The 25,445-nt window shown below is 50.6% G+C and carries 21 protein-coding genes and 1 tRNA gene; 9 read left to right on the top strand and 13 right to left on the bottom strand.

The window, feature by feature from the left end; all coding sequences use genetic code 11:
- The first annotated feature begins 13 nt into the window (after positions 1-13).
- The 4 genes from EKK48_01000 (at position 14) to EKK48_00985 (ending at position 6,747) form a co-directional block, all read left to right on the top strand.
- Entirely contained in the window at positions 14-994 is a 981-nt protein-coding gene (locus EKK48_01000; GenBank protein ID RTL45948.1) for a tetratricopeptide repeat protein, read from the top strand.
- Between the two features lie 38 nt (positions 995-1,032).
- Entirely contained in the window at positions 1,033-2,211 is a 1,179-nt protein-coding gene (locus EKK48_00995) for an aminotransferase class I/II-fold pyridoxal phosphate-dependent enzyme (protein ID RTL45947.1), read from the top strand.
- Between the two features lie 194 nt (positions 2,212-2,405).
- Positions 2,406-3,647 carry an efflux RND transporter periplasmic adaptor subunit gene (locus EKK48_00990; protein RTL45946.1) on the top strand — a complete coding sequence of 414 codons (1,242 nt, stop codon included), beginning with the start codon at positions 2,406-2,408 and terminating at the stop codon, positions 3,645-3,647.
- A gap of 4 nt (positions 3,648-3,651) precedes the next feature.
- A complete protein-coding gene (locus tag EKK48_00985) occupies positions 3,652-6,747 on the top strand; it encodes an efflux RND transporter permease subunit (protein RTL45945.1) in 3,096 nt (1,031 codons plus the stop codon).
- Positions 6,748-6,776: 29 nt separating this feature from the next.
- Here EKK48_00985 and EKK48_00980 read toward each other — a convergent pair whose 3' ends face one another.
- Both EKK48_00980 and EKK48_00975 read right to left on the bottom strand, forming a co-directional pair.
- Complete coding sequence (locus tag EKK48_00980) at positions 6,777-7,070, bottom strand: hypothetical protein (GenBank protein RTL46241.1); 294 nt, start codon at positions 7,068-7,070, stop codon at positions 6,777-6,779.
- Positions 7,071-7,156: 86 nt separating this feature from the next.
- Positions 7,157-8,626, bottom strand: a complete 1,470-nt coding sequence (locus EKK48_00975; GenBank protein RTL45944.1) for a hypothetical protein — start codon at positions 8,624-8,626, stop codon at positions 7,157-7,159.
- Between EKK48_00975 and EKK48_00970 the strand changes: the two genes are divergently transcribed.
- A complete protein-coding gene (locus EKK48_00970) occupies positions 8,506-9,501 on the top strand; it encodes a hypothetical protein (protein ID RTL45943.1) in 996 nt (331 codons plus the stop codon). The two genes, EKK48_00975 and EKK48_00970, sit on opposite strands and share 121 nt — an antisense overlap.
- Positions 9,502-9,532: 31 nt before the next feature.
- On the opposite strand, the gene EKK48_00965 is transcribed toward EKK48_00970, so the two are convergent.
- Positions 9,533-9,883 carry a hypothetical protein gene (locus tag EKK48_00965; GenBank protein ID RTL45942.1) on the bottom strand — a complete coding sequence of 117 codons (351 nt, stop codon included), beginning with the start codon at positions 9,881-9,883 and terminating at the stop codon, positions 9,533-9,535.
- 165 nt (positions 9,884-10,048) lie between these two features.
- Here EKK48_00965 and EKK48_00960 point away from each other — a divergent pair, with 165 nt between their 5' ends.
- Positions 10,049-10,762: a hypothetical protein gene (locus EKK48_00960; protein RTL45941.1), complete on the top strand. Its 714-nt coding sequence runs from the start codon at positions 10,049-10,051 to the stop codon at positions 10,760-10,762.
- Positions 10,763-10,859: 97 nt separating this feature from the next.
- Positions 10,860-10,932 (top strand) — tRNA-Phe (locus tag EKK48_00955).
- A 270-nt stretch (positions 10,933-11,202) separates the two neighbouring features.
- Here the strand turns inward: EKK48_00955 and EKK48_00950 are convergent.
- Positions 11,203-11,853 (bottom strand): DedA family protein, encoded by a 651-nt coding sequence (locus tag EKK48_00950; GenBank protein ID RTL46240.1) that lies wholly within the window; start codon positions 11,851-11,853, stop codon positions 11,203-11,205.
- Positions 11,854-11,986: 133 nt separating this feature from the next.
- Between EKK48_00950 and selB the strand changes: the two genes are divergently transcribed.
- Positions 11,987-13,912 carry a selenocysteine-specific translation elongation factor gene (selB, locus tag EKK48_00945; GenBank protein ID RTL45940.1) on the top strand — a complete coding sequence of 642 codons (1,926 nt, stop codon included), beginning with the start codon at positions 11,987-11,989 and terminating at the stop codon, positions 13,910-13,912.
- 88 nt (positions 13,913-14,000) lie between these two features.
- Here the strand turns inward: selB and EKK48_00940 are convergent, their stop codons facing one another.
- The 8 genes from EKK48_00940 to EKK48_00905 all read right to left on the bottom strand — a co-directional run bounded on the left by EKK48_00940 (position 14,001) and on the right by EKK48_00905 (position 22,111).
- Positions 14,001-14,276, bottom strand: a complete 276-nt coding sequence (locus tag EKK48_00940; protein ID RTL45939.1) for a hypothetical protein — start codon at positions 14,274-14,276, stop codon at positions 14,001-14,003.
- 464 nt (positions 14,277-14,740) lie between these two features.
- Positions 14,741-16,012: a Y-family DNA polymerase gene (locus tag EKK48_00935; GenBank protein RTL45938.1), complete on the bottom strand. Its 1,272-nt coding sequence runs from the start codon at positions 16,010-16,012 to the stop codon at positions 14,741-14,743.
- Positions 16,013-16,017: 5 nt separating this feature from the next.
- Positions 16,018-16,416, bottom strand: a complete 399-nt coding sequence (locus EKK48_00930; protein ID RTL45937.1) for a translesion error-prone DNA polymerase V autoproteolytic subunit — start codon at positions 16,414-16,416, stop codon at positions 16,018-16,020.
- Between the two features lie 137 nt (positions 16,417-16,553).
- Positions 16,554-16,988, bottom strand: coding sequence for a hypothetical protein (locus EKK48_00925; protein ID RTL45936.1), 435 nt, complete (start codon positions 16,986-16,988; stop codon positions 16,554-16,556).
- A 15-nt stretch (positions 16,989-17,003) separates the two neighbouring features.
- Positions 17,004-19,424: a hypothetical protein gene (locus EKK48_00920; protein ID RTL45935.1), complete on the bottom strand. Its 2,421-nt coding sequence runs from the start codon at positions 19,422-19,424 to the stop codon at positions 17,004-17,006.
- Positions 19,425-19,426: 2 nt separating this feature from the next.
- Positions 19,427-20,215, bottom strand: a complete 789-nt coding sequence (locus EKK48_00915) for a hypothetical protein (GenBank protein RTL45934.1) — start codon at positions 20,213-20,215, stop codon at positions 19,427-19,429.
- Position 20,216: 1 nt separating this feature from the next.
- Positions 20,217-21,428, bottom strand: a complete 1,212-nt coding sequence (locus tag EKK48_00910) for a DegT/DnrJ/EryC1/StrS family aminotransferase (GenBank protein ID RTL45933.1) — start codon at positions 21,426-21,428, stop codon at positions 20,217-20,219.
- A 347-nt stretch (positions 21,429-21,775) separates the two neighbouring features.
- On the bottom strand, positions 21,776-22,111 hold the full coding sequence (locus EKK48_00905) for a toxin-antitoxin system HicB family antitoxin (GenBank protein ID RTL45932.1): 336 nt from the start codon (positions 22,109-22,111) through the stop codon (positions 21,776-21,778).
- Between the two features lie 699 nt (positions 22,112-22,810).
- On the opposite strand from EKK48_00905, the gene EKK48_00900 reads away from it, so the two are divergent.
- The gene (locus EKK48_00900) at positions 22,811-24,046 is read left to right on the top strand and encodes a glycosyltransferase family 9 protein (protein RTL45931.1); all 1,236 of its coding nucleotides are present in this window, start codon (positions 22,811-22,813) and stop codon (positions 24,044-24,046) included.
- Between the two features lie 116 nt (positions 24,047-24,162).
- Here the strand turns inward: EKK48_00900 and EKK48_00895 are convergent, their stop codons facing one another.
- Positions 24,163-25,422, bottom strand: a complete 1,260-nt coding sequence (locus tag EKK48_00895; GenBank protein ID RTL45930.1) for a hypothetical protein — start codon at positions 25,420-25,422, stop codon at positions 24,163-24,165.
- Positions 25,423-25,445 lie beyond the last annotated feature (23 nt).

The following is a 25,445-nucleotide window of genomic DNA, read 5'->3' as shown; positions in this document are numbered from 1 at the left end:
TTAGGACGACGCAATGCTTCCCGCCAGAGATGTGCCTCCAGGATTGTCAGCTGATGAGTACTTGAAGTTAAGTATTCAGTATCTGCTTATGAATTGGAAAAAGCAGATGGTTATCGCCGCCAAGAAGGCTATGGAAGGCGGCAATCCTATGAAGAAGCGCCAGATCGAAGGGCTCAGCGACGAAGAGTACAAAAAGCTCGGCATGATGCTCGGTATCGTCGAGACGACTATGGAAATCGGCGATCAGGCAAACGAAGTCGTTCGCGGTGCGTTCGAGGCGATGCAGCAGGCGGCTAACTTTGCAGATCAGGCGCTCAACGAATTTGAGCCGATAAACGAAGTCAAAAATGATTTGCAGAACGCTCTGAAAATTTGGACGGAGCAAGCGACAGATGCGATCAACAGGGCTGTGGAGGAGTTGCTCTTGCCTGCTCTCGGTCTTCCGACCAGAGATGTGCCTCAGGGGCTGTCTGCCGATGAATATTTGCGTATCGCTAATCAGTACAAGTCTATGGGTTGGACGGAGCAAGCCAGAGACGCATTGTTGATGGCAAATGAAGTCGACCCTGTTGACGTAGGTCCGAAGGCGTTGCGTTTTTTGCGCACTAAGATTCCGCGACATCCGGTGCCGCATCATGCCGTCAAGAAAAACATCTGGGGGCACAGTCTGTTTGTGCGGGGCGAGTTGGAAGAAGCGAAAAAAATCTTCCAGGACTTGATCAAAGATTATCCTGATTTTGAATGGCCGTACGGCAATCTGGGCGCAGTCTACATTCAGCAGGGGAAAATCAGCAACGCCAAGGATATTTTGTCCAAAGCAATCGATATCAATGACAATTATTTGAATGCCTGGCTGCATCTGGCACGAGCGCGGGCTGCCGTTCTCGAAGTGCGTGAAGCGCAAAGTTGCGTCGATAAAGCTCTGCGACTCGATCCTGACGATCATGCCGCGCAGTCGTTGAAAACCTTAATTGAGTTTTTGAACTCGATTTGAGCTAGACTTGTCAGCTCAACACCTTAAGGAGCTGATCGATGCAGTCGCAAATCTCGAAAATCGCGTCCGCCAAAGCAAGCCAGTTTCAAGAGTCAGTGATTCGTGAGATGTCCAGGCTGGCTGCAAAGCACAAGGCTGTCAATCTGGCGCAAGGACTGCCTGATTTCCCTTGCCCGCCGGAACTTAAGGTGGCTGGAGCACAAGCTCTTAATGACAACATTAATCAATACGCGGTTACCTGGGGCGATGCGCTTCTTCGGCAGGCGATAGCGGAAAAGACGAAAACTTATTCGGGAATGAATGTCGATCCAGATAGCGAGATTACTGTCACGTGCGGTGCGACCGAAGCGATGGTGGCAACCATGCTGGCGCTCGTCGATCCTGGTGACGAAGTGATCGTCTTCGAGCCGTTCTACGAAAATTATGGACCTGATGCCATCTTATCTGGTGCCACTCCGAAGTATGTTTCCATGCATCCTCCAAATTGGGATTTCGATTTGGCTGAGCTGGAGAAAGCCTTTAACGACAAGACGCGCGCCATCATTTTGAATACACCGCATAATCCGACTGGAAAAGTTTTTTCAAAGGAAGAGTTGCAGGCAATTGCGAAACTTTGTCAAAAGTGGGGCGTGCTAGCTATTACCGATGAAATTTATGAGCATATTTTGTACGACGGCGCCAAGCATTATGCGATCGGCTCATTCCCCGGCATGGAAGATTTGACTGTCACGATTAACAGCTTATCCAAAACATATAGCGTCACGGGCTGGAGAGTAGGCTGGGCTATTGCCAACAAAGAACTGACTCTGCCGATTCGTAAGGTTCACGATTTCTTGACTGTGGGATCACCTGCGCCTTTGCAGCGAGCTGGCGTAACAGCTTTGCAAATGCCGGAGAGCTATTACAAGGGGCTCGAAACCGAGTACACCGAGAGTCGACAATATATGCTCGAAACGCTGGATATGGTAGGCATTCCGTACTTCAAACCGAAGGGTGCTTATTATGCGTTCTGCGATATTAGTGGTTTTGGTTATGATAACGATCTCCATTTCACGCGACATCTCGTGGAAAATCTTGGGGTCGCAGTCGTGCCAGGGGCGAGCTTCTTCGGACCTTCAGCTCCGACCGGCAGAAACTATGTGCGCTTCTGTTTCAGCCGCCAGATGGCTACTCTGCAAGCCGGGCGCGAGCGTCTTCTAAAGCTGAAGCACGCATAAGAAGCACGGAGCGCAAGCGTCCTCATAAACACATGGAGCGCACGCGTCTCGCGTGCCATAAAAATCGCATGGAGATCGCATGCGTCCGTGCGGCGTGTGCGTTCCACGCTGTAACGCCAGGTGTCCGAGAATAATTCGCAATTGCTGGCTATTTCTCTCAGTCAGCGCTAGCATAGCGTTAGCGGACTGAACTTATGGCAGCGAACAAACCGAACCCAACAAATATATCTCTGATTCTTTTTGCAGCTATGTTTTTGCACGGTTGTGAGCGCCATGCCATATCCTCTGAAGTTTTGCCCAGAAGCACGAAGCCTGGTGTTACCGGCACTGCGGTGACTATAAATCCGAAAGCTGCTGAGCTTTCAGGTATCAAGTCTTCATTGATATTCTCAGAACCCGGTAGCACTCAGATACGAACTACCGGTGAGATCAAAGCCGCCGAGCCGAACGTTTTTCACATCAGTTGCATGGTAACAGGGCGTGTTGTCGCAGACAAAGCTAATCTCGGTGATTACATCAAAGCCGGGCAGGTGATGGCACAGGTGCAAAACCCTGAAGTAACCCGCGTCGCGGGCGACTACATGCACCAGCTGCACCAGAACGAAGTTGAGCAGAGGCAAGCTCAGGCAAGACTGGCTCTAGCAGACAAGACGCTTGACCGAGTCAACCAGCTGAATAAAGAAGGCATTGCGCCGATGAAAGATGTACTTGCCGCGCAGAATGCACGAGACATGATTCAGATTGAGTTGCAGGGTTTGAAGGAACACGTAATTCACATAAACTCTGAGACGAGAGCACTCTTGAAACAATATGGCGTGCAGCTCAGTGAAGCTGAAGATATCCGACACATGCCGTCGGCGAGCCCACTTCGGTCGCCCAAGGCTGGTGTGATCATCGAAAAGAGCATCACCCTGGGAGATGTTGTCGATACCACTAAGCCACTGTATGTAGTGGCGGATCTGTCTACGGTCTGGCTCGATATCAATGTCTTCGATAAGGACATCGGTAAGGTGCAGATTGGGCAAACGGTGCAATTTCGAAGTGACAGTTTGCCCGGCAAGACTGTTACCGGTCACATCAGCTACATTCAACCGCAGGCCGGTGATAACAAAACATTTGTTGCCCGTGCTGTGCTCACCAATCCCGGTATGCTACTCAAACCGGGAATGTTCGGACAGGTCGACATAATCACCCAGAATTCCTCGCGTGCCGCCTATGTTCCTGACAGCGCTTTGCAGCAGTTCAACAACGAAAGTTTTGTCTTTATAGACCGTGGAAGCGGTAACTATGTGAAACGAAGAATTGAACTCGGCCAGCGCATTATGGATGGATACCTGGTCAAATCAGGACTCTCCGTTGGTGAGCGTGTCGTTACTGCCGGTGCTCTGACGCTGAAAGCGGAAATGCTGAAGGGCAGCATCGGGGAGAGCGACTAGGTTAATGGAAGAATTTTTCGCTAAGCTGACAAGATTTAGACTCGCTGTTTGTCTTGTTTTCATAGGCTTCTTTGCCGCTGGAGTCTATGCGCTGCTTAACCTTCCGATCGATGCATTTCCTGATCTCGCTAACAATCAGGTGCAGATAATAACTGAAGCTCCAGCTATGGGACCGCTCGAAGTGGAGCAACTGGTAACGATTCCAATGGAATCGATTATGAATGGTCTGCCTAACATTGTACAGATTCGTTCGCTTTCTAAATATGGACTGTCTGTTGTGACTGTGGTCTTCAAAGACAACGTGGATATTTACTTTGCCAGACAAATTGTCTTTGAGCGCATGCAAACGGCTCGCTCGCGTATTCCGCCCGATTGTTCTCCGCAGTTGGGTCCGACAAGCACAGCTATGGGCGAGATCTTTCAGTACACCGTATCTGGTGCCGATAGATCTTTGACCGACTTGAAGACTTTGCATGATTTCGACATCAAGTATCAACTGCGCACCGTACCAGGTGTAGCTGAAGTCAATACCTGGGGCGGATATACAGATGAGTATGTCGTTACGGTTGAGCCGACCAGGCTGCAGCAGTACAACTTGACCGTGCAAGACGTCTTCAATGCGATTCGGCAAAATAACGAAAATTTCGGCGCCGGAATCATCAATCATGAAAAGGAGCAGTACGTTGTACGCGGAATAGGCAGAGTCAATTCGATAGACAACATTGCAAACATCATCGTCAAACGCAAGCAGGGAGTTCCCGTCTTGCTCCAGAACGTCGCCACCGTAGCGCATGGCAATGCGCTGCGTCAGGGCGCTTCCACCAAAGATGGCGAGGGTGAGGCGATAGTCGGGCTGGTCATGATGCTAAAAGGCGAAAACAGCCGAGACGTGATCGCGCGTGTCAAAGACAAAATTCGTGAAGTGCAGAAGACGCTACCAGAGGGTATTTCGCTCAGACCTTTTTACGATCAATCCGGTCTCGTGGAGCAAACAATCGAAACCGTGCGCAGCAACTTGCTGGAAGGCGGTTTTCTTGTAATAGCAGTGCTTTTGCTTATGGTTGGCAACTTGCGGGCTGCATTGATAGTTGCGCTAGCCATTCCCTTGTCTATGACATTTTCATTTATTGGTATGCGTTGGCTTGGTATCACAGCTAATATCATGAGTCTTGGGGCGATCGATTTTGGAATGATTGTGGATGGTTCGATTGTGATGGTCGAAAATATCATGCGCAACATGAGCCATGCCGGTAATGCCACCAAAAATGAGGTGATACAGGTATCGGTGAGGCAGGTTTGCCGTCCCATTCTGTTTGGGATTTTGATAATTGGAGTCGTCTATTTACCGATTCTGTGCCTTGAGGGCATGGAGTACAAGATGTTTGCGCCGATGGTAATTACCGTTTGTTCGGCACTGTTAGGCTCTCTGCTCATATCGTTGGTTCTTGTTCCTGTTTTGTGCAGTCTCTTGCTGCCAAACAGGGTTGTCGAGCGAGAGAGTATTATTCTCAAGGTTGTAACGCCACCATATTTGATGCTTTTTGACCTGGTCCTCAAGCACCGACTGCTCACTATATCATTGGCTACGGTGGCTCTCTGTGCCACGCTTGCATCTGTTCCTTTCCTGGGGACGGAATTCGTTCCTAAGCTGGATGAAGGCGACATATTAGTTGAACTGAAGAACGTTCCCAGCATTTCGTTGCAAGGTCAGCTTGAAGTAGCTACTCATGTCGAATCGCTGATCAAGCAGGTTCCTGAAGTGAAGACGTGTGTGTCCCGTACCGGCAGACCTGATCTTGCTACCGACCCGATGGGAGTCTACGCTTCTGATGTATATGTCAGTTTGAAGCCGAAGAAAGAGTGGAGGGCGGGCGTAACGAAGGAATCCATTACCTCGGATATTCGCAAAATGCTCGAATCGCAAATCGTTGGTGCCCAGTTCAACTTTACGCAACCGATTGCCATGCGAGTAGACGAGCTCGTTTCTGGAGTTCGCGCCGACGTGGCAGTGAAGCTTTTCGGTGACGATATGGACTACTTGCAGCAGGAAGCCGCGGCTATTCAAACAATAGTAGGGTCCGTCAAAGGCGCGACTGACCTGCAGGTAGAGCGGGTTTTCGGAACGGCACAGATTCTCATTATTCCGGATAGAAACAAGTTGGCTCGGTACGGAATAAATGTCGATGACATCAGGCAAATTTCTGAAACAGCCATTATTGGAACGCCTGTTTCGCAGGTGTTGAATGGGCGTAAGCGTTTCGACCTGCGCGTCAAACTTCCTAAAGGCAGTAATCTGGAGCCTGCGAATGTCGGCGACTTGCTGGTCGAAGCCGCCAACGGTCAGAGAATACCGCTCAGTCAACTTGCCGAAATCCGTATGGAGCAAGGCATGGAACTCGTCAATCGAGAGTTTGGACAGCGTCGCATTGTCGTGCAGTGCAACGTGCGCGGTCGAGACGTCGGTTCGTTTGTGGCTGAGTGCCAGCAGAAACTGAACGAGCAGCTCAAATTGAAGCCCGGCTATTACATGACCTGGGGCGGGCAATTTGAGAATCAGGAGCGGGCAATGAAGCGGCTCTCATACGTGGTACCAATTTCAATTCTGATTATCTTTGTCTTGCTGACTTTTACTTTCGGATCGATCAAAGAAGCGCTGATCGTGTTGTTGAATGTTCCTTTCGCATTGATTGGCGGCATTCTGGCGCTCTGGACGAGGGGAATGTATCTGAGCGTGCCGGCCACGATTGGTTTCGTGGCATTGTTTGGTGTTGCCGTCTTAAATGGACTTGTGCTTATATCTGCCGTCAACAGGTCGATTGCAGACGGTGATGACGTCCTGACGGCGCTGCGTAAGAGTGTTGAAACCCGTCTGCGACCGGTTCTGATGACGGCAATGGTGGCGTCGCTGGGATTTCTGCCGATGGCAATTTCACAGGGCGCAGGCGCTGAGGTTCAGAAACCGCTGGCAACCGTTGTCATTGGTGGACTGTGCAGTTCCACCGTGTTGACTCTGCTTGTATTACCAGCCGTCTACGCTCTCGTTTTCGGCAAAAAATCTCGGAAGAAAGAAGAGCTGGAAGTAGAAAGTGTCGCGTCTTAAGCCCTTAAGCCTTTAACCTGCTAAACCAGTTAGACCGGCGTATTAACAAAGGCGACGGCGCTGATTACCTGCCCGATAAAGCAGAAAATCAAAATCAGCCCGGCGGGCATAAACTTTCTGGTCTTTTTCAATCTCATCGCAAAGACAGTATCCAGCAGCGAATAAGTGACAAAAGCACCGATTATGGCTTCTTTCGGATGATCACCAGACAGCGCAAAGATAACGCCGAGGATGACACCGCTGATCACACCTGCAATCAAAGAAGCTTTACTCTGCGCTTTCACAAAGCCCATGACGCCGCCAGCCGCGACAATAATAGCCATAAATAGCGTGTAGTAGCGCGAAACATCGATAAAGTTCATTCGATCACCATCTGCAGTAACGGGCAATAACTTACCATAGTGACATCCTAGTTCTTCGTTAATTTGAACTCGTCCAGCGGTGCGCCGTCTGCTGTTATCTGGCGCACGATCATGGTATCGCCTTTGATATCGCAATGCGTATATGAGTGTACTTCACCGTGGAATTTGTAGACGAATTCAGTTTTGTCGGTCTGTTGTTTTTGTGAATAAAGTTGCGCACCACCGGCGCCAGTGACGACGTATATGACACCTTTGGGTTTGGTTATAGTTTTTCCGTTGTACTCTTTGTCCAACTTATACGTTCCTGGCACTGTGCCATCGGGATTGGGCATTGGTTTGCCGTCTTTGTGCTGGTTTGCCTTGAAATAGAGCGGATATGTCCGCTGGTAGTTATGCACATGCCCGGCCCAGACAACATCGACGCCGGTTTCTTCGAAGATGTCGGAAAGAAGACGCATGCGTTGTTCCATTGAGTGTTCGACATCATCGCTGAATCCGGGTTGATGAAAAGTAACGAATTTCCAGCGCGCGTTTTTGGCACCGGCAATATCCTTTCTCACCCAGTCTCGAAGTTTGCTGTCAGTCCAGTCCATGTAGTAGTTTCCGTCAAGCACAGTCCAGTGTGTGTTTCCATAGTCGAAGGAGTAATTTGCCATGACTGGAAAATTGCGTCCGGCGGTTTTGAAAAAGGCTGCTTGATTCGCTTCGCTGCCAATAATCGGAACAGTGCACTTGGCACCACGGCTGGTGAGCGGCCCATTCAAAGGCTGGGACCACAGGCTGAAGTAAGCTAACGCGTCAGGAAATTTATTCAAATCGGTATTGAAGCTGGTGTGCAAAAATGCAACATCGTGGTTGCCTAGAACCGGCACAAACAGGTGCGAACGCGTCAGCGGTGCGCCAACATCGGGTTTCGCTTCGTCGGCATTATAGACTGGAAAAAATTTCGTCGTGTATTCTCGGAACAATCCGTACTGGTAGACAATGTCGCCTGGCACCACTATCAGATCCGGATGAGCTTTACTGCACTCGTAGGCGATCTTTCGTTGTGATTTAGTGCCTGACGCGCAATCGCCGAAGATGACGATGCTTAGCGGTTGTTTCGCGGTTTTGCGTGCTTGTCCGGTAGCAGAAAAAACTTCTTTTTTGTCCAGTGTGACGCGGTAATCGAATAACTCTCCTGGTTTCAGTCCTGTCAGTGGGCAATTGAAAATTTCCAGATTTGGCTGCAACGAATTAGCCAGCGGGTGGTGCGATATCGGTTTGCGGACAGGCGTCCAGGTCTTGCTTTCATGCGGTTTGACATCAACTGCCCAGTTCTTCGTTTCTTTGCTCAGCCAAAGTAAGTCTTCAGATTCGGTGGTGCCTGGATGTGGATGGTTTCCGAGCTGCAAATATGGTTTCGCAAAAAATGGTGAGGTTGATTCCGGCTTTTCTGAGGCTAGTGTCGTCGTTCCTAACAGAGCCAGGGAAAGCGCTGCCAGTGATGCAAAGTGCATTTTTCTTGATTTCGACATCAAAGATTCCTCAAGTTAGGTTGCCATTTCGTGCACATGAATATCATCAATACGCCTTTACCTGCAAGGATAAAATTATCTTGCAGCGTCAGCCTCGCCAGGAATCGTTCCAGGCCTGGCATTTTGAGCTAGACTGGTCTCATTCACGCTCGCGGTTGTGTCGTATGTTTTTCTGTCCGGACTGTCACGTCTCAAATAGAACTGACGCGAAATTCTGTCGCAAATGTGGAAAGTCGCGCACGGAACTAGAGCGAACTGAAACTCTAGATGAAGCAATCTCGAGCAAAGTTGAGTCGGGTCCAGTTGTTGAGGAAGTTCTAAAGCCGGTTCCGGAAGAAATGCCCGCCGCCGAGACAGGGAGCGCCTCTCAATCAACGAACACCGTCCCATCAGGGAGCGCCGCTCAATCAACGAACGCCGCTCAATCAACGAACACCGCCCCATCGGTGAGCGCCGCCCCATCAGGGAGCGCTGTCCAAGACACATCGGACTCCACGCAGGCGGCACCGGGTCACACTCCCACCGAAGAGGGGCGGAGTGAACGATCTGACGCACCGGCACTGTCCGTCAGACTAGAAGAAGAAGGGGTCTCCCTGAGCGCACCTCCAGATGTCAGCGGTCCGGAGTGTCCGAACTGCTGGAGGGCATTGCGAGCCACCGATAAATTCTGTTGCTGGTGCGGCGAAGCGCAACCGAACCGGGTTTTGCCATTCCTCAAGCTGTGTCTTGAATGCAGCACATTCCTGCCAGAGAAGGCGAATTTCTGCTATTCATGCGGAACTGATGTGGGTTACAGCTCACGGCGTAAAGTGAAAGTGCCGCATGAATTATTCAAAGACGAAGATTCTGAGTTCTTTCCGCGCTTCAATGCGTAGATTCGTGGGCTGAAAGGTTCAGCCGAACGGCTCAGGGTGACTTGCGATATTGACGTCTTCGCGTGTCCTGGCGGATCTCGAGAAGATCTTGCAGAAGCTGTTTCCGCTCTGGTCCGTCCCAGCGCTTCAACCAGTCCGCGGTCGCTTGTTGAATCATGCCACTTTTATCTGGCGAATTAGAGCCGTAGAGCTTCTTCAATTCGAGCCAGATTGATTGCAGCGCTGCTAGCTGTTCCACCGGCAACTTAACCGTGTAGGCAACAAATTTTCGGGAGCCTGTGTTGAACGGGTCAATCACAGCAGGGAAATCGTCAGCATCTGTCAGTTCGTCAGAAGATTTCGCTTGCTTTACATGCTTTTCTTCGTCTTCGTCATCAGCCATCTAATGGTTTCTCAAATTGGGCAGCACAAGTCATTATCGCAACATTGGCAGCCCTGATTGTAGCGGGTAACGTCTAAGGAGTACAAATTCTGTCGCATTCGTGGGAGGATCACTTAGTAGATAGTTGATTTTTGGCGACTTTCGCACAACAATCAGAGGATGTCAGTGAGTAGTTTAGACAACGAGCCGGTAAATGTCCCGGGCAATCCGATGCCCCGGCCGCAGTCTGGACCGCAAAACATGGTGAATTTGGTGATTCAGCGGCTGCTTCGCGACAAAATATTGCTGGGCTTGATTATCGTAGGCGTCCTGACGATATTTGTCGGCGTTGCGTTCACAGGCGATGACCCGAAAGACCCAAACAAGGCGACCCCGTTGGCTACTGCCGGACCTCAGGGCGCAGGGCAGGGGTTGCAGGCTCCGGGCGCGGTTGGAACTCCTACTGCTGCCACACCCGCTCAGCCGGCTGGGCTGACACCGGAGCTCGCTACCAAGTTCGTTACCTGGTGGTTGTCGAAGTCTATGGATTACAGCATGGCGACAGGCAAAGCCAGTCATCAAGAAGCGTTCGGCTGGATGACGCCGCAGACAGTTCAGGCTTTTCAGACCGGATATTGGACTCCTGAGATTGAAAACGCCGTGGTTACAGGCAAAGTTACCGCCGCCTTTCAACCCGTTTCAGTGCAAGCGCAGTTTATAAACCCTGATGGAAGTATCGTTGTTGCCATGACAGGTGCGCTTGTCATGCAGCAGGCCGGCACGCAGACGGCAACTCAACAGCTCTCGGCAGACTTTCTTGTAAAGCAGGAAACCGAGGGATTGCGAATTGTTGGAATCAATATTCATCCGGCGCCTCCGACTACGGCAGCTCCCTACTAATTATTGTTTTTCAGTTGTTAACGTGGCGCCGACACAGTTTATTCGTTGTGGTATATTGAATCCTCGCCTCACTTGAAACCCAAGCGAGTCGCTCTACGCCGAGGTAGCTCAGTCGGTAGAGCAGAGGACTGAAAATCCTTGTGTCGCCAGTTCAATCCTGGCTCTCGGCAAATTACCAGGTCTGCGGACCACTGAACTCGGGGCCACATTTTGGTCCCGAGTTTCTTTTTGTTTTGTTGAACTGGCAATCGCCTGTTCCAGCGGTTTGCTGTCACCGTATCTGGTGGCTTGATCTTTCAGGGACACCGACTTCGGAGTGAAATTAATCGAACCTATTGCCAGAAGGTGACTTGCAGTCGTGTGCTGGCAGACTTTTGGAAAGTTCGAGCTTTTGGAATGTTCGCGCTATTGGAAGGCTGACCAGGTTGTTCGCTTCGCGATTATTTGCGATCAGCTCCAGGGCTTGCTGTAAGGCTTGATTCTGCGTCTTGACTATCTTTCGACACCGTTGCTTTTTCCGGTTTCAAGTGATGATAGAGATAGAAGCCGAAGCCTGCGGCACCAATCAAGACGATGACGAGATCGAACTTATGCCAGAGGTCGCGGAACATTTCCATGTTCTCACCGAACTTTATGCCTACCCAGGTGAGGAAGTAGCACCAGACCAGTGAACCGATGAAGGTGAAAACGCAGAACATGACAAAGTGCGCTTTCAGCACTCCGGCTGGAAAAGAAATAAATGTGCGTACAACCGGCAGCATTCTGGCAACGAAGAACGTGATGTCGCCATATTTGTCGACCCACTTGTCAGCCAGCTCCAGGTCTCTGCTTTTGAGCAAGAACCATTTGCCGTGTTTCTGAAGGAACGGTCGTCCGCCCCACATTCCCAGAAAGTACGAAGGGATAGAGCCAATCACGCACCCAATCGCACCGGCAAGAGCTGCCAGGTGAATGTCCATTTTGCCTTGCTGAACAAGGATTCCCGCGGTCGGCATGATGGCTTCGCTTGGCAACGGTATGTTTGCCGATTCGATTGCCATCATCAGGACGACGCCCAAATATCCCCAGGCCTGGACCCCGTTTTTGATCATTTCCAAAATTGGGTCGATTAATTGGTGCAGCACAGGTATCACCTATATTACGATTGTCACGAACGATGGCATTTTACCGCCGTCTGTCCGCTGTGACCTTTAGGAACTCTCACGGGGCGCATATTCAGTAGATATGAGCGCAGAAACGAAGCCAATTTACTTTACATTTGCCACCGCTGGTCACGTCGATCATGGCAAAACCAGCGTGTTGCGTGCTCTTACGGGCATCGATCCCGATCGTCTGAAAGAAGAGAAGCAGCGCCAGATGACCACAGACATCGGCTTTGCACATCTTAATTTCCCGCAGGAAGCCGACGGCACCCAACTCGTGATTGGGTTTATCGACGTGCCCGGTCACGGCAAGTTCTTGAAAAATATGCTGGCTGGTGTAGGCGGAATTCAAATGGCACTGCTGGTAGTGGCGGCTGATGAGGGTCCGATGCCGCAGACAGTCAGTCATGCAAAGATTCTAAGTCTGCTTGGCGTTCGAAAAGCGCTTGTTGTGCTTACCAAAATCGATGTAGCCGATCAGGCGCGCCAGGACAGTGTCGAGAATTCGGTTCGCGACCTTTTGCGTCGTTATCAAATCGAGTGCATGGGTATCGCACGAGTTTCCAATACTCAAAACACAGGCTTTGAGAACTTGAAGGAAAAGCTCCGCGCTGTGGTGAAAGATGTAGAGCGTCCATCTGCAAACGGTGGTGCCATTCTGCCCGTCGACAGAGTCTTTTCCAAGACTGGCTATGGCGTGGTAGTCACAGGCACGCTGGTGAGCGGGCAACTGGCGGTAGGCGACAGCATTTCGATTGAGCCAGGGGAAATAAAAGGGCGCATTCGAGGACTCGAAACATTTAAAAAGCAAATTCAAAATGCTACCGCTGGGCAACGGTTGGCGGTCAATATTTCATTGAAAGAAAATAAACCGCTCGTGCGTGGGCAGGTTGTCGCTAATTGGAATGTGCCTGTCGTCACGACTATAGTTGCTCGTATCGAACAACTCGGATTGTCGGAAGAGCGAGTCAAGGCGGCAGATATCGAAGACCAACCGGTGCGTTTCTACCATGGTACCGCTGAATGTTTCGGGCACCTCAGGTGGTGCCAGGCGATTGAGGCTGAGCAAGCTCTTATTGCCCAGATCGTTTTGACCGACCCGGTCGTTGCTGAGCCCGGCGATCGATTCGTCATTCGTTATGGCGATGAAGGCATCACCGGCGGAGTGGTCCTGGTGACAAACCGACCGCGTTGGATGACTCGAAATAAATTGAACGTCTTTGCGGATCAATTAGTGCGTCGCGATTACAACGCTGCTGTAGATTTTTATTTGGAGAATATGACTCAACCTGCTGCGAAGAAGGAATCTCTGTCGAGCTTTCTGCCTGTTGCGGAAAGAGAAAGAGCCTTTGTTGCATGCACTCAGGCTGGCACGCTTTTGCAAGAGTCTAATTTCATAATCAATGCCAAGCGCGCTCAGGACGTTAAACAGCGAATCCAGAAGGTCGTTTCTGTTAAGGCGGAACCCGATTCGGAGCCGCCGGAATTTTCGATCGAGTCTGTGCGCATGAAAGTTTCAAATACGCTCGATCGGCAACTATTCCAACACTTTCTGAAAGAGCTTTCTGATGCCGGGCTTATCTCTCGCAACGGCGACAAAATTTCTCAAATGGTAGAAAAAGCGGCGGTCTCGCCGGTACAAACAGAGCTTGCCAATAAAGTGCTGGAAATATTGAATGCGACTATCTGTCTCGAAATCGACGAGATTTGCAAGGTGTTGAAGACTGATCGGAAATTAGTTCAATCAACATTACAGGCTTTGAGCAAGCAGGAATTGGCGTGCATCGTCGATCATGACTATGCCAGTTCTGCTGCTGCTATTCGTAAGGCGCACGCTTGTCTGGCCAAGATTTGGGAGACTAAGAAGGAAATTTCACCTTCTGAATTTCGTGAAAGTCTTGGTACAAGCCGTAAATACGCTATGGCTTTGCTCGCCTATTTCGACAATAAGCTGATTACCCGACGCCTAAATAACACACGCGTCTTGATAAAAGCACCTAAAGACTGAAGTATCGGCAGTTGGTAAAAGATGAAGGTGGAAAACCAGTTTGATTGCGGTCGCAAATTAGTTCTTATGATTTGCAAAACCCCGGTCGCTAAAAGTTGCGTTTGGTCAAGCTTGCGACGCCATATAGCCCAACTCCGAATGCGCCAGCAAAGATTCCGCTGACCGCTCCGATCATAAGAGCAAATTTCAACGATTCTATTTCATCGCCTGGTTGTTGAATCTCCCAACCTGCGAACCGTGCTCTTGCCCTCTGCATGTCTTTAAGCCCGTAGTCATACCAGTGCCAGATGGTGGGGCCGCTGATGATTAGAAAAGGCAGAAAAAAAGCGATGATCAGACCGCGTTTGTTCTTGGTGATGCTCATGAAGATCAGTATAAAACAACTTCGTTTTCACCGCCCAGCGGCTTAGTTTACTGTCCCGGTGGTGCCTGACCTGACGGTGTTGGCGGTTTAAGAGATTCCTTGTGAGCGATGTTGTGTACGTGACTGTTCGCTCTGCCAGTAATTCATTTCGATGATGTTTGATCTATACAATCGTCGGGTGATTTGTTCCGCGAGACGCAGAAGCTCGGCCGCTTTTTCGAGCTGACCGCGGTCAACGTACGCGCTCGCCATTGAAGTTAGCTCTCGTATTGCTTTTTGATCAACTTCGTAATCCATATGAAAACCTACCACCCGTCTTATGTGCTGGGTTGGACGCGGTGCGAATGTGTTTGTTGCGCCCGATCGAGGGATACCGCAGTATTAGGTTCGTGCGATATCAGACAGGGCTTGGTTCTACAGCTCGTTAAAATTTGGAAAAAGGTTGCGGCGTCTATTTCGCGCGATTATTTTGCGTGTGCGACAGCTAGCTCGTCCCAACTCGTTGTGTATTGAGGCGTCTTGTATTCGGCTTTGATCTGCCAGGTCTTCTTTGTTCCCTCCCCGGCGAGGAACAGGGCACCGCGACCGTATTTCTGATTTGTCTGATCGAGCGCCAGCATCATGCGCTTCGACTTGCTGTCATCTTCTTGGGACCTGAAGAGAGAAAGCTGTTGTCCCTCATTGGATACGAGGTTGGATAGAGTTACTGCCGCTTTTTGATAGGTCAAGCCTTCTTTGTATATTTGTCGGAGCCCTTCCATTGCGTGTTTTACGAGAGTCATGGTGTCATCTGTTGGATGGTCAGTTCTAATGCTGGCACTCTCTGCATAAGCATCAGGTAAATACGGATTTGTGCGAATGAATACTGTTATCTCGTTTGCCAGAGTGCCGTCGCCGCGCAATTTCTCGGCGGCACGGCTCGTGTACATGGTGACGGCTTCTTCGAGTTCGAAAAGTTCAGTCACCGGACGTCCGAAAGAACGTGATGAAAGAATTTGCTTTCGTGCCTCGTCGATATTTTCCATATCGATGCAACTGATGCCACGCAATTCAGTGATAGTGCGCTTCATAACTACGCTGAACCGTCTGCTCATTTCTTCGGGATCACTTTCTCTCAAGGCATAGGCGTTCTTGATGCCCAGTAAATTGAGGCGCTCCTTTAGTTTTCTGCCCACACCCCAGACATCTCCGACATCAAATGATTGCAGCAGTTTTATTTTGCGCTCATCAGAGAGCGAATTGTAATCCAGTACGCCGTCCAGTTTGTTGTAAGCTTTCGCTGTTGCGTTACACAATTTAGCCAGGGTTTTTGTTGGCGCTATACCTACGCAGACTGGCAGTCCAAGCCACTGTTTGACCCGCGCGCGAATCTGCGATCCAACTCCTGCCAGGTCGCGCATGCCGGTGAGATGCAAGAAGCTCTCGTCGATTGAATATACCTCTTGCTCCGGAGCAAACTCGCCGATTACGCGCATCACTCTGGCGGACATGTCACCGTACAGTGCGTAATTCGAGGATAGAACCTGAATGTCGTATTGTTTGACGAGCGCGGAGATTTTGAAGAACGGAACACCCATTTTGACGCCAACTGCTTTGGCTTCGTTCGAGCGAGCGACGACACAGCCATCGTTGTTCGAAAGGATTACAACTGGCTTGTTTTGAAGCTTGGGATTGAAGACTCGTTCGCACGAGGCGTAAAAGTTGTTGCAGTCGACCAGGGCAAATTGTTTAGACATTATCACTATAGGTGGTGCACTACACTGGTGGCAACTCCCCAGATTTCAACTGAATCGTTCTCAGACAAATTTATCGATGGCGATTCGTCATCTGCGGTAAGACATAAGCCGCCAGCTTGTTTTTGAAAGCGTCTGACAATGAGTTCTCCATCAACTGTCGCAACTACGATTTTTCCATTGGTCGCAGTGATTGAGCGATCGACGATGAGAATGTCCGCGTCGTGAATACCGCTTGCCAACATAGCGCTGCCTTTGACGCGCAAAAAGAACGTAGCCGGGTGATTTTTGATCAAGAGCTGGTTCAGATCGAGCGGCAGTTGCAGATGGTCGTCGGCTGGAGAGGGAAAGCCTGCAGAAGTCTGCGAGCCAATCTCGTGCTTTGGAATAAGGTTCGATTCTTCCATGCACTAAAGTGTAGCGAAAGCGGGGCGGCTTTTATCGGATACTGCCTTTATTGGAGCCAGCTTTTATCGGAACCAGTTTTTATCGGAACCAGCTTTTATCGGAGCGGGTTCTTATTGGAGAAAGCTTTTGTTGGCTATCAATGTTTGGTTGTGCTGGCGCGCACGATTATTTTTGCGGCACGTGGTCTGCGCGCGGCTTTGGCGCGCTTTGGCATAATCTTATTTGCCACTACAGACTCAATGACCTGTCGATCGACCCATCCGCGTCTGACTAGAATTTCACCCAGTTTTTCACCGCAATGTCTCTGTTCTAAAATCGCCAGCCAGAGTTGATCCATGTCGATGTAGCCGAGACCCATCAATCGCTCGCCCAGTCGTGAACGCATTGGGGGCAAACATTCTTTCAAGCCGGCGTATGGCAGCCAGCCTTTTAACAAACAGATTTCACCGAGGAGTAAACCGGTTTCGGTCTGCAGTTGCAGCGCCTCAATCAGTTTTTCTTCCGATAAAAGACCCGATTCGAGCAATCGTTGCCCGATGAGACTTGCCTGCAATTTGTCCGGTTGAATCACGATGCCTGAAGGTGCCTACGAATCTACCGCGATAACAATGTGGTCTCCTGCAAGGCCTATTCTAGTACCATTTCTGTCTATCGCCCAGGCCCTTCCCTCATATAATCCGAGTCCATTGAAGTTTTTTCGTTCTAATGTCACCGATCCAACCGGCCCAGTACCTTTCAGTTGAGCCGCTGGATTGACGACTGTGCTTGCTTCTTCAGTGTTTTGCGAACTGAACAGAAGGTTGGTTTTGGTGATTTCGAAAATAATTGATTGAGCATCTTTCACGCCGCGAACGTCGTATGTAATTTTGCACTCCGGTTTATCTTTTCCGAGATGCATAAATCCCTTAGTGCCCAGGTAGTCTGACTTTTCGAAGTCGATTATGGGCATTAACTGTTGTGCTGGTATCAACGCAATTGATTTGATGGTCACATCGGACGACTCTGGAAAGAGAATTCTAAAAGCGTGTACGTTTCCGCCCATTGCGAAATCAGGCAGGGCTCGCAAAGGAAACAATATCGCTTGCTCTTTGTCTTCCAATTTCAGATCTGTGTGGACCCTATTGCGGAAGTCTGTCTCAGGAAGCAAGTCGTTCGTGAAAACCAGATCGGCACCGCTATGTTTTACCGGCCCGTGCGTTTTCAGACCACTCAATGTGATTTGCAGGAAATCGGTATTGAAGCTCGGCAGGTTGCTCGGTTTTATGAGCATGGTTGGACGGGCGCGTGGGTTTTCCGTTTGGAGCGCTATACCACCATTTGCTACGTCGATGATTTTGGTCTCACCTGCACCGTAGGCAACTCTGCGCAGGTCTGAACCTGACCACTGTGTGGTGCCGTTTGTTTTTAAATCTTCCGGTTTTGGAACTGTGACCGGGTCGAATTTGAGTGTCGCGGGATTCCACCGTGCCACCTTTATGGCATCTCGATGGAGTGATATCGACTCTTTGAGAAAGCCGAATGGCAGGATCGGTTCGAACTTATTGACCATCAAACAGTTACTAACATCACGAATGAACTGCGGTTTCATGGTCATTCCGGCGACCGCGTTTCGGCAAACGTAGGCGCCATGAATTTCATCGGGAAGTCCAACCAGCATCACTTGCGGGTCACCCGGAAACTGGTTATAGAGTTCGACCAGTCCGGCGCGGATAGCATTGGCTTGTTGCCCGGCTTGTGCCCAGGGGGCGTTGTTGAAGTGGAGGAGCGCGGCGGCGAGAAACCAAACGGCGATGAAGAGCAGTCGCTTGAAATTGACCAGCCAGATTTGTTTTGTGCCACCATTTGCAAAGGCAAGGGCGAGTCCGGCAGTAATCGGCACAGTCGCCAGGAAAGCAAGTCGGCTGCCTTGCATATCATCTGCAATGGCAAAGATTTTGTAGACCGGTGCCAGGCAAAAGGCGGTCCAGATGAGGAAGAATGCCAGGCAGCGAATCAGTCCGCGATTGCGCAGGCAGTTGAAAAGACCTAGGGCGGCCATGCTAATCATTACGACTTCCCAGCCGATGGTGAAGCCGTTGTGATCGCCCATTAAGGTGCGATTGACCGGTACAAAAAGCATTCTCAGCCCATGTAACCAGCCGCCAATGAAGTTATTCCAGTTTGAAATGAAAAGCAGATCGTCGTCGTATCCACCCACGAAGGTTCCAAGCGCCCATCTGCGCACGCCGAAATAAGCGACCAGCAGCAACCAGAAGGGCACGGTCGGCTTGATCATATTTATGATGGCGCTAATACCTGGGAATTTCTTCCAGTCATAGGCAATGCACAACTCGTAGAGCAAGAACGTGGCTGGAATGGTCAGTGCCATTTCTTTCGAAAGCAGACCGAGCACCATAAATATGATTGGCAATATGATCGTGCCGCGTTTTTTGCGCCATCGCATGTAGCACCACAGGCTGGCGAGGAAAAAGGTGGTGACTATATCGTCTACTCGACCTGTGATCCACGAAACTGCTTCAGGGTGCAGCGGATAGAGGGCAAAGAGCCCCGATGCCATGAGCGGAAACCAGAAACTGGTGCGTTCAGTCGAGTCATTCTGGAACTCTCTGACAATGAAATAGAGAAGTATTGATGACGCCAGTAGGAAAAACAGATTGGTAAGATGAAAAGAGATGCCGTTGGTGCCCGATATCAGGTAATCGGTCACCATGAACACAGAGATGAGCGGGCGGTAAAACTTGGTTGTCGTACCGTCGAGCCATGAGCTGTGAAAGTTGCGCAGGATCAATTCAGGATTTTTGACGGCGTCTTTGAGCCACGCCAGGTGAACGAAGTCGTCACCAACAAACCAGTTGAAGAGAACCGAAGAGTAGGCGATTGTGGCAATCAAACACACAGCCGCCAGTGCCGCTATGGTCGCTTGCTTTTCTGTTTTGAAGATTTTGCCGAAGGGATTTTTCGATTCGTCGACAGTAGTGTTAGTGCCGCCACTAAATACGGTGCTCATGTCTATTTCGACTCTTGAGATGATTCCAATGCTACTTCATAGGCGGGGCGATCTTGCAGGTGACAGCGCACTTCATCACGTCGTTTCAAGACCCGGGCTGGCGAACCCGCTGCCACCATACCTTCCGGCACATCTCTGGTAACTACGGAAGCTCCGGCGATGACGCAGTTTTTGCCGATTTTTACCCGCGGCAGCAAGAGCACTTTGGCTCCCACGATTGTGCCACTGCCTACAGTTGGTCCTTCTCTGCCGACCTGGCAGGGCGGGTGCAAGCTGTCTACTGTGCATGACATGGGATAGAAGTGCACGTTGTCTTCAACTGTAGTGTACGTAGCAATAAATACGTTATTGTGAAACCGGCAGTCGTTGCCGACTTTGATCATGCCGTCAGATTGCGAAAGCGTGCCGAAACTGCAATTGTCTCCGAAGTGACTATCTTCGCGGATGACGCAACGGTTGCCCGTTTGAAAGCCTCGTCCCATAGAGGAGCCGGCGTAGAGTATGGCACCAGATCTGATGACGCTGTCGGGCCCGATGCGAAGCTCCGGATTGACGTAGTCGCTGCTTTTCAGATAGCCGCCTAACCTTTCCCCGAGAATGCACTGCGCACCAATGCGTGTGTTTTCGCCCACATGGACGTTTTCGTAGATGATTGTGCCTGGCTCGATTACGACGTTGTCGCCTATTACGCAGCCGGCTGCGATGACAACAAATGGTGCAATGCTTACATTCTTGCCGATTTTAGCCTGAGCACTTATTGATGAGCCGCTAACATCGACAGGTTGAATCATTTTAGCCAGTGAAAACAGGAGTTCCGCCTGCTGCCGGCACAAATGCCGCGCGCTCAGCGATTACGTCTCTCATGGTGGCAACTACGGTCTTGACCTGATCATTCGTCAGCTCTGGATACATCGGCAGCGAGACCACTTCTTTGGCGAGGGTTTCTGCTACTGGGAAGTCTCCATGCTTGTATCCGAGATAGGCGAATGCCTGTTGAACATGCAGAGGCACAGGATAATAGCACATAGAGCCGATTCCACGCTCCGCCAGCTGTTTAACCATTTCGTCGCGAGCGTTGGTGTTTGACTTCTGGTCAGCCAACACGCGCACTGTGTACTGGTGCCAGACGTGGGTGAGCTGTTGTCGAGCCACTGATGCTGCCACTCCAGGCAGGCTGATGCTCGGAGCGATTATGCCCTGAACTCCTTTGAATGCCTGTTCGTACATATCTGCGACAACCTGGCGACCATCATTCCACTTCTTGAGATAAGGCAATTTAGTCAACAGCACTGCTGCTTGAATCTCGTCGAGTCGGCTGTTGACGCCGAGTTCTTCGTGGAAGTATCGCTGCTTCGAACCATGAGCACGCAGGCACTTCAATCGTTCAGCGGTCTCAGGATTGTTCGTGACGAGCATACCCGCATCGCCCGCGGCACCGAGATTTTTAGTCGGGTAGAAACTTGTGCATGCGACATCACCGAATGATCCGGTTGGCTTTCCTTTATATAGAGCGCCAATCGCCTGGGCGTTGTCTTCGATTACTTTGAGGTCGTAACGCTTTGCCACATCCATGATTCTGTCCATGTCTGCAGGCAATCCATACAAATGTACCGGCATGATCGCTTTGGTGCGAGGAGTAATTGCTGCCTCGATCAAGTTTGGATCGATGTTAAACGTCTGTTCATCTGCATCGACGAAGACCGGGGTGGCACCACGGAGGGTGATTGCTTCGACTGTCGCTGCGAATGTGAAAGGAGAAGTGATTACTTCATCGCCAGGTCCTACGTTCAATGCCCATAATGCAAGGACCAGTGCGTCTGTTCCATTCGCCACACCGATACCGTATTTGCATCCGCATATTGCGGCTATTTCTTGTTCGAGCTTGGCACCATTCTGTCCGAGGATGTAACTGCCGCTTCGGAGTACATCAAGTACCGCTTGTTCTATCTCGTTGCCAATTAATCTGTACTGTTCTTTGAGATTCAACAGAGGAATGTTTGTCATGCGTGATTGATACCTGGTAACTACTCGCCTGATGGACGCACAGAGTCTAACTGGTCTTGTCACGTGAGTAACAGGTACACAAAATAAGGTTGCGGAGTGGATTTTGATGAGATGTGGTTAACGCGCTGAATAGCCCGATCTCTGCGTTGTTCGCGAATTAGACGGAGCACATTTATGCTCCTTAAAAATTTCTTCTTATCATCATAGATGTTATCAATAGGAGTCTGAAATGCAAAAAAGGAGACTCTCGCGAATCTCCCTCTTTGAATTCATTTTTCGTGCAGCCTGGACGCTCCATTACTGTTGGATGTCCTACTGCGTCAAAATTTTGGTTCGACCGGTTCGAACTATCTCTTCTTGCCGCCAGAAACTGCGACTTTGCTTGATAGAGCGTTGGTTACGAACAGGTTGAGGCTGACGCCTTCTTTCTCTGCACGATCAACCAGAGCCTGGTGCAAAGACTTCGGCAAACGTACTGTGAATTTGCCGCTGAACTTTGTGTAATCGCTATCAGACTTAGAAGCCGATGGTGCCTTTGCTTTGCTGGTGTGTTTGGCAGCGCTTTTACGAGGAGCAACCTTGCGAGCCAGGCTTACTTTTTTGTGAGCTGCTTTGGCTGGGCGAGCTGATTTAGATGCTGATTTAGCTTTGGCCTTCGCAGGTTTGCGGGCATTTCCTGTCATGTCTCTCTCCTTTGGACTGTGGGGATAGTTGCTCAGAAAATTCCGAGCGTGTACGTGCGAGGGCTGTGACTAGCCCTTGCGAGCCGCTCGTGAGGTTGGTCAGAGCGACCGAGGTTTGGTATGCCACCTACCACCATCTTAGGTGGCAAAACAATTGTATCAAAAGATCTATCCAGTGGCCATGCAATACATATACCAAATGGTGCCCTCTGTTAAACCTGACCTGTGCGCTAATTCGGGAAACGCGCTCCACTGCTGGTGCGGCACCACTTTTAATGGCTGGTATCACCGATGATTAAAAGTTACAGAGTATTACCAAAAGTGGTGCCTAACCACCTGTGGGGCCGGATATGGTGCCCCGAGAGCCTGATAAATTTGGACGCCCAAGCCTGATTTGACGGTATTGGACCCCGATCTGACCGGCTTTGAATCCGAGCGACCCGGAGCGAACCCGATCTGGCTGGATTTGGATCTGAGCGACCCGGAGCGAACCCGATCTGGCTGGATTTGGATCTGAGCGACCGGGAACGAAACCGGTCGGACTGGATTTGGATCCGGGCGACCCGGAGCGAACCCGATCGGACCGGATTGACCTGATTTTGACCCGCAAATATTGCCCGCACTTGTCAGGGCTGGTTTAGAATAGCTGCGCACTCTGTCGCACCACATCCAATCGCGGACAAATGGTCCGCACCAAGCTTGAAATTCCTGATTGTCAAACTGAGTGCCATAGGCGACGTGATACACGCTCTGCCTGTGGCTTCGTACTTGAAGCGAGCCGTGCCCGGCTGCACCGTTACCTGGCTTGTGGAAAAGGCTTCGGCCGGTCTGGTATCAAACAACCCGGCTATAGACGAAGTTGTCATCTTCAGTGGCAAGAAGTGGGTGAAAGAACTTGGCAAACCGGGAGCCTGGCTGAGAAATTTCTCAGAGGCGCGGCAATTTTTCGCGGAATTGCGTGCCGCCAAATATGATGCCGTCCTCGAATTGCAGGGGTTACTGAAGAGCAGTTTGCTTGCCCGGGCTAGTGGTGCCAGAGTGGTGGCAGGTTTCGATGACACCAGGGAGTTTGCCGATCGGTTCCTCACCCATAAGCTGAATGTTGGTGACTACTTTGGGCACGACGTACCGGTTGTCGAACTCAATTTGCGAGTCGCTCACTATGCCCTGACTGTTTTGGGCTTGCCGGCACCAGAGTTGCCGGTTGAGTTCTCCCTGCCATTACTGGATTCCTCTGTTGATGTCAAGGTTGATGCGTTACTTATTTCTGCCAGCTCCACCGCACCGGGAGTAGAGCCAGGTGGAGCAGGCACCAAAAGTGGGACGGTGTCGGTAGCGGTGCCTCAAAATTCGGCACCAGACCTGGCATCAATACCATCGGTGGCGGCAACACCGGATATGGAGGCTTCGGCTAGCCGATTCACTAATAAGGTCGGACCGATCAATATAATATTGATTCCTGGCACCACCTGGGTGACTAAAATCTGGCCTAATTCCAAGTGGATTGAGCTGGGCGAAAAGCTTGCGGACCAATATCCCTGCCGGTTGGTGTTGGTCGGAGGACCTGCCGAAGTTCAGTCTAACTATGCCATCGCCGCTGGCATCGAGGCAAAAAGACCCGAGCAGATGGTTCTTAATCTGACCGGGCAGACCTCCCTTCTCGATCTTATTTCTGTGTTCAGGCGCAGCGCTCTCGTCATCGGCGCCGATACCGGACCCCTTCATTTGGCTGCGGCAACTGGTTATCCGAAGGTCGTCGGCGTGTTTGGCAGCACCCCGGCAAAACGGAATGGACCCTATGGCAAGCAATGCAAGACCGTGCACCTCAGCCTGGAGTGTCAACCTTGCTATTCCAAGACCTGCAAATATGGAACTGTGGCGTGTTTGACCGACCTCGACTCGTCCAAGGTATTTGAAGCCGCCCTCGATATGTAGCGCTGGGGCAGTACCGAGCATGCTACCCAACACAAACCCGTGCTCCGGAATGCGCGTCGCTTTGTTCTTTGCTGCTGTTCTTTGCTTAAGCCGGAGATTTAATCTGCAGGATTAACCTACCGCTGGAAAGAACGATGCTCTTCTTCTTCGTGGCGCTCATAGAACTTTCTTTTGTAAGCCTCAGCCTGTGCTTCATACCAGACTGCGTTTTTGATTGGGTCTGGAAGTCTTAGAGCTTCGGCCACGTTGCGCATTTTATAGGCAGTCTGAGCCTGGTCCCCTGTCTTAGCCATCTGCTGACATTCCATCCACATCGGCATGATTGCGTCACCAAATCCTCTTTCCTGGTGCATACGGATCATCATTGCGAGGTTGTAGCGCTCGTGCCAGTAAGGACCGTGCTCGGGGATGAGCCGTTCGTCTATGTTGTATCGCTGTTTCATGTGTTGCGCGTATCCTTCGAAGAGACGCATCAATGGAGCCGCTTCGCTGGATGACGCTAGACTGTTGGCCATGTTTGAGTAGCGAGAAAAAGAAGAGGTTGCAGTTGTGCCGCCGCGAGGCTGCGGTGTTCGGGCTGCTGACGCCTTCGTGCCCTTCGGTGCAGTCGCCGTCGCGACCGGTGGTGTAGCCGCTGCTGCAGCGGCTGCAGTCGCTTTAGCTCGCTCGCTGACAATCTTCTCTTGTTCGGCAATGCTGTAGTCGAGCTGCTCAAGCTTCTCGGACAGTGGTATCGAATCGCCCGCTTTTGCTAATTCATCAACCGCTTCCAGTTGTGTGAGAAATGGTTTGACTCCCACGCCCTTGGATTTGAGAGCTTTCACCCTGGCTGACAACTTTGCTCTCTCTTCTCGTTTTGCGCCTGCAGGTACTTCCGGCTCAGCCGTTTTTTCTGACGACGTTTGTTCCGCCACTTCAGATGGTTTTGTTTCAGTTTCACCTTTGCTGCCACCACCAATAGTGCTCACTTGCAGTCCGTTCAGCAGCTCTTCTTCAGAAGTAATACCTGCACTGAACGCTTTGATATCCACTGATCGCACGAGAATCTGCGTGTAATGGTCGGTGTTCTCCTTCTCGTGGAATTGAACTTCGACCTTTTGCACATTTTTGTCGGCGCTCATTACTGTTTTGGCAATCAGCACCGCTCTAATTTTTAGTGTGCCCGTGGTTTCTTTGATGTCTTTTTCAGGAAAAATTGAAAAGGAGAGATTAGCTCCTTGCAGTGTCGAGGAAACACGCATGCTAGGACTGATGATTTTTTGCGTCCGCAGCGATTTTTCCAGATCAGGCAGGTTTAGACTGTTGCACACAGCCGGAAAAAGCGCCGATAAACCTATTGTCAGCGCCGCTGCTTTCGCAATCGAGAACCGTTGCACGTTAAGTAAACCTCGATGCACTG

Source organism: Candidatus Melainabacteria bacterium, from assembly GCA_003963305.1.
Taxonomy (GTDB): Bacteria; Cyanobacteriota; Vampirovibrionia; order Obscuribacterales; family Obscuribacteraceae; genus PALSA-1081.
The sequence above is the reverse complement of the archived record's forward strand: the minus strand, read 5'-3'. Positions and strand labels throughout refer to the sequence as shown.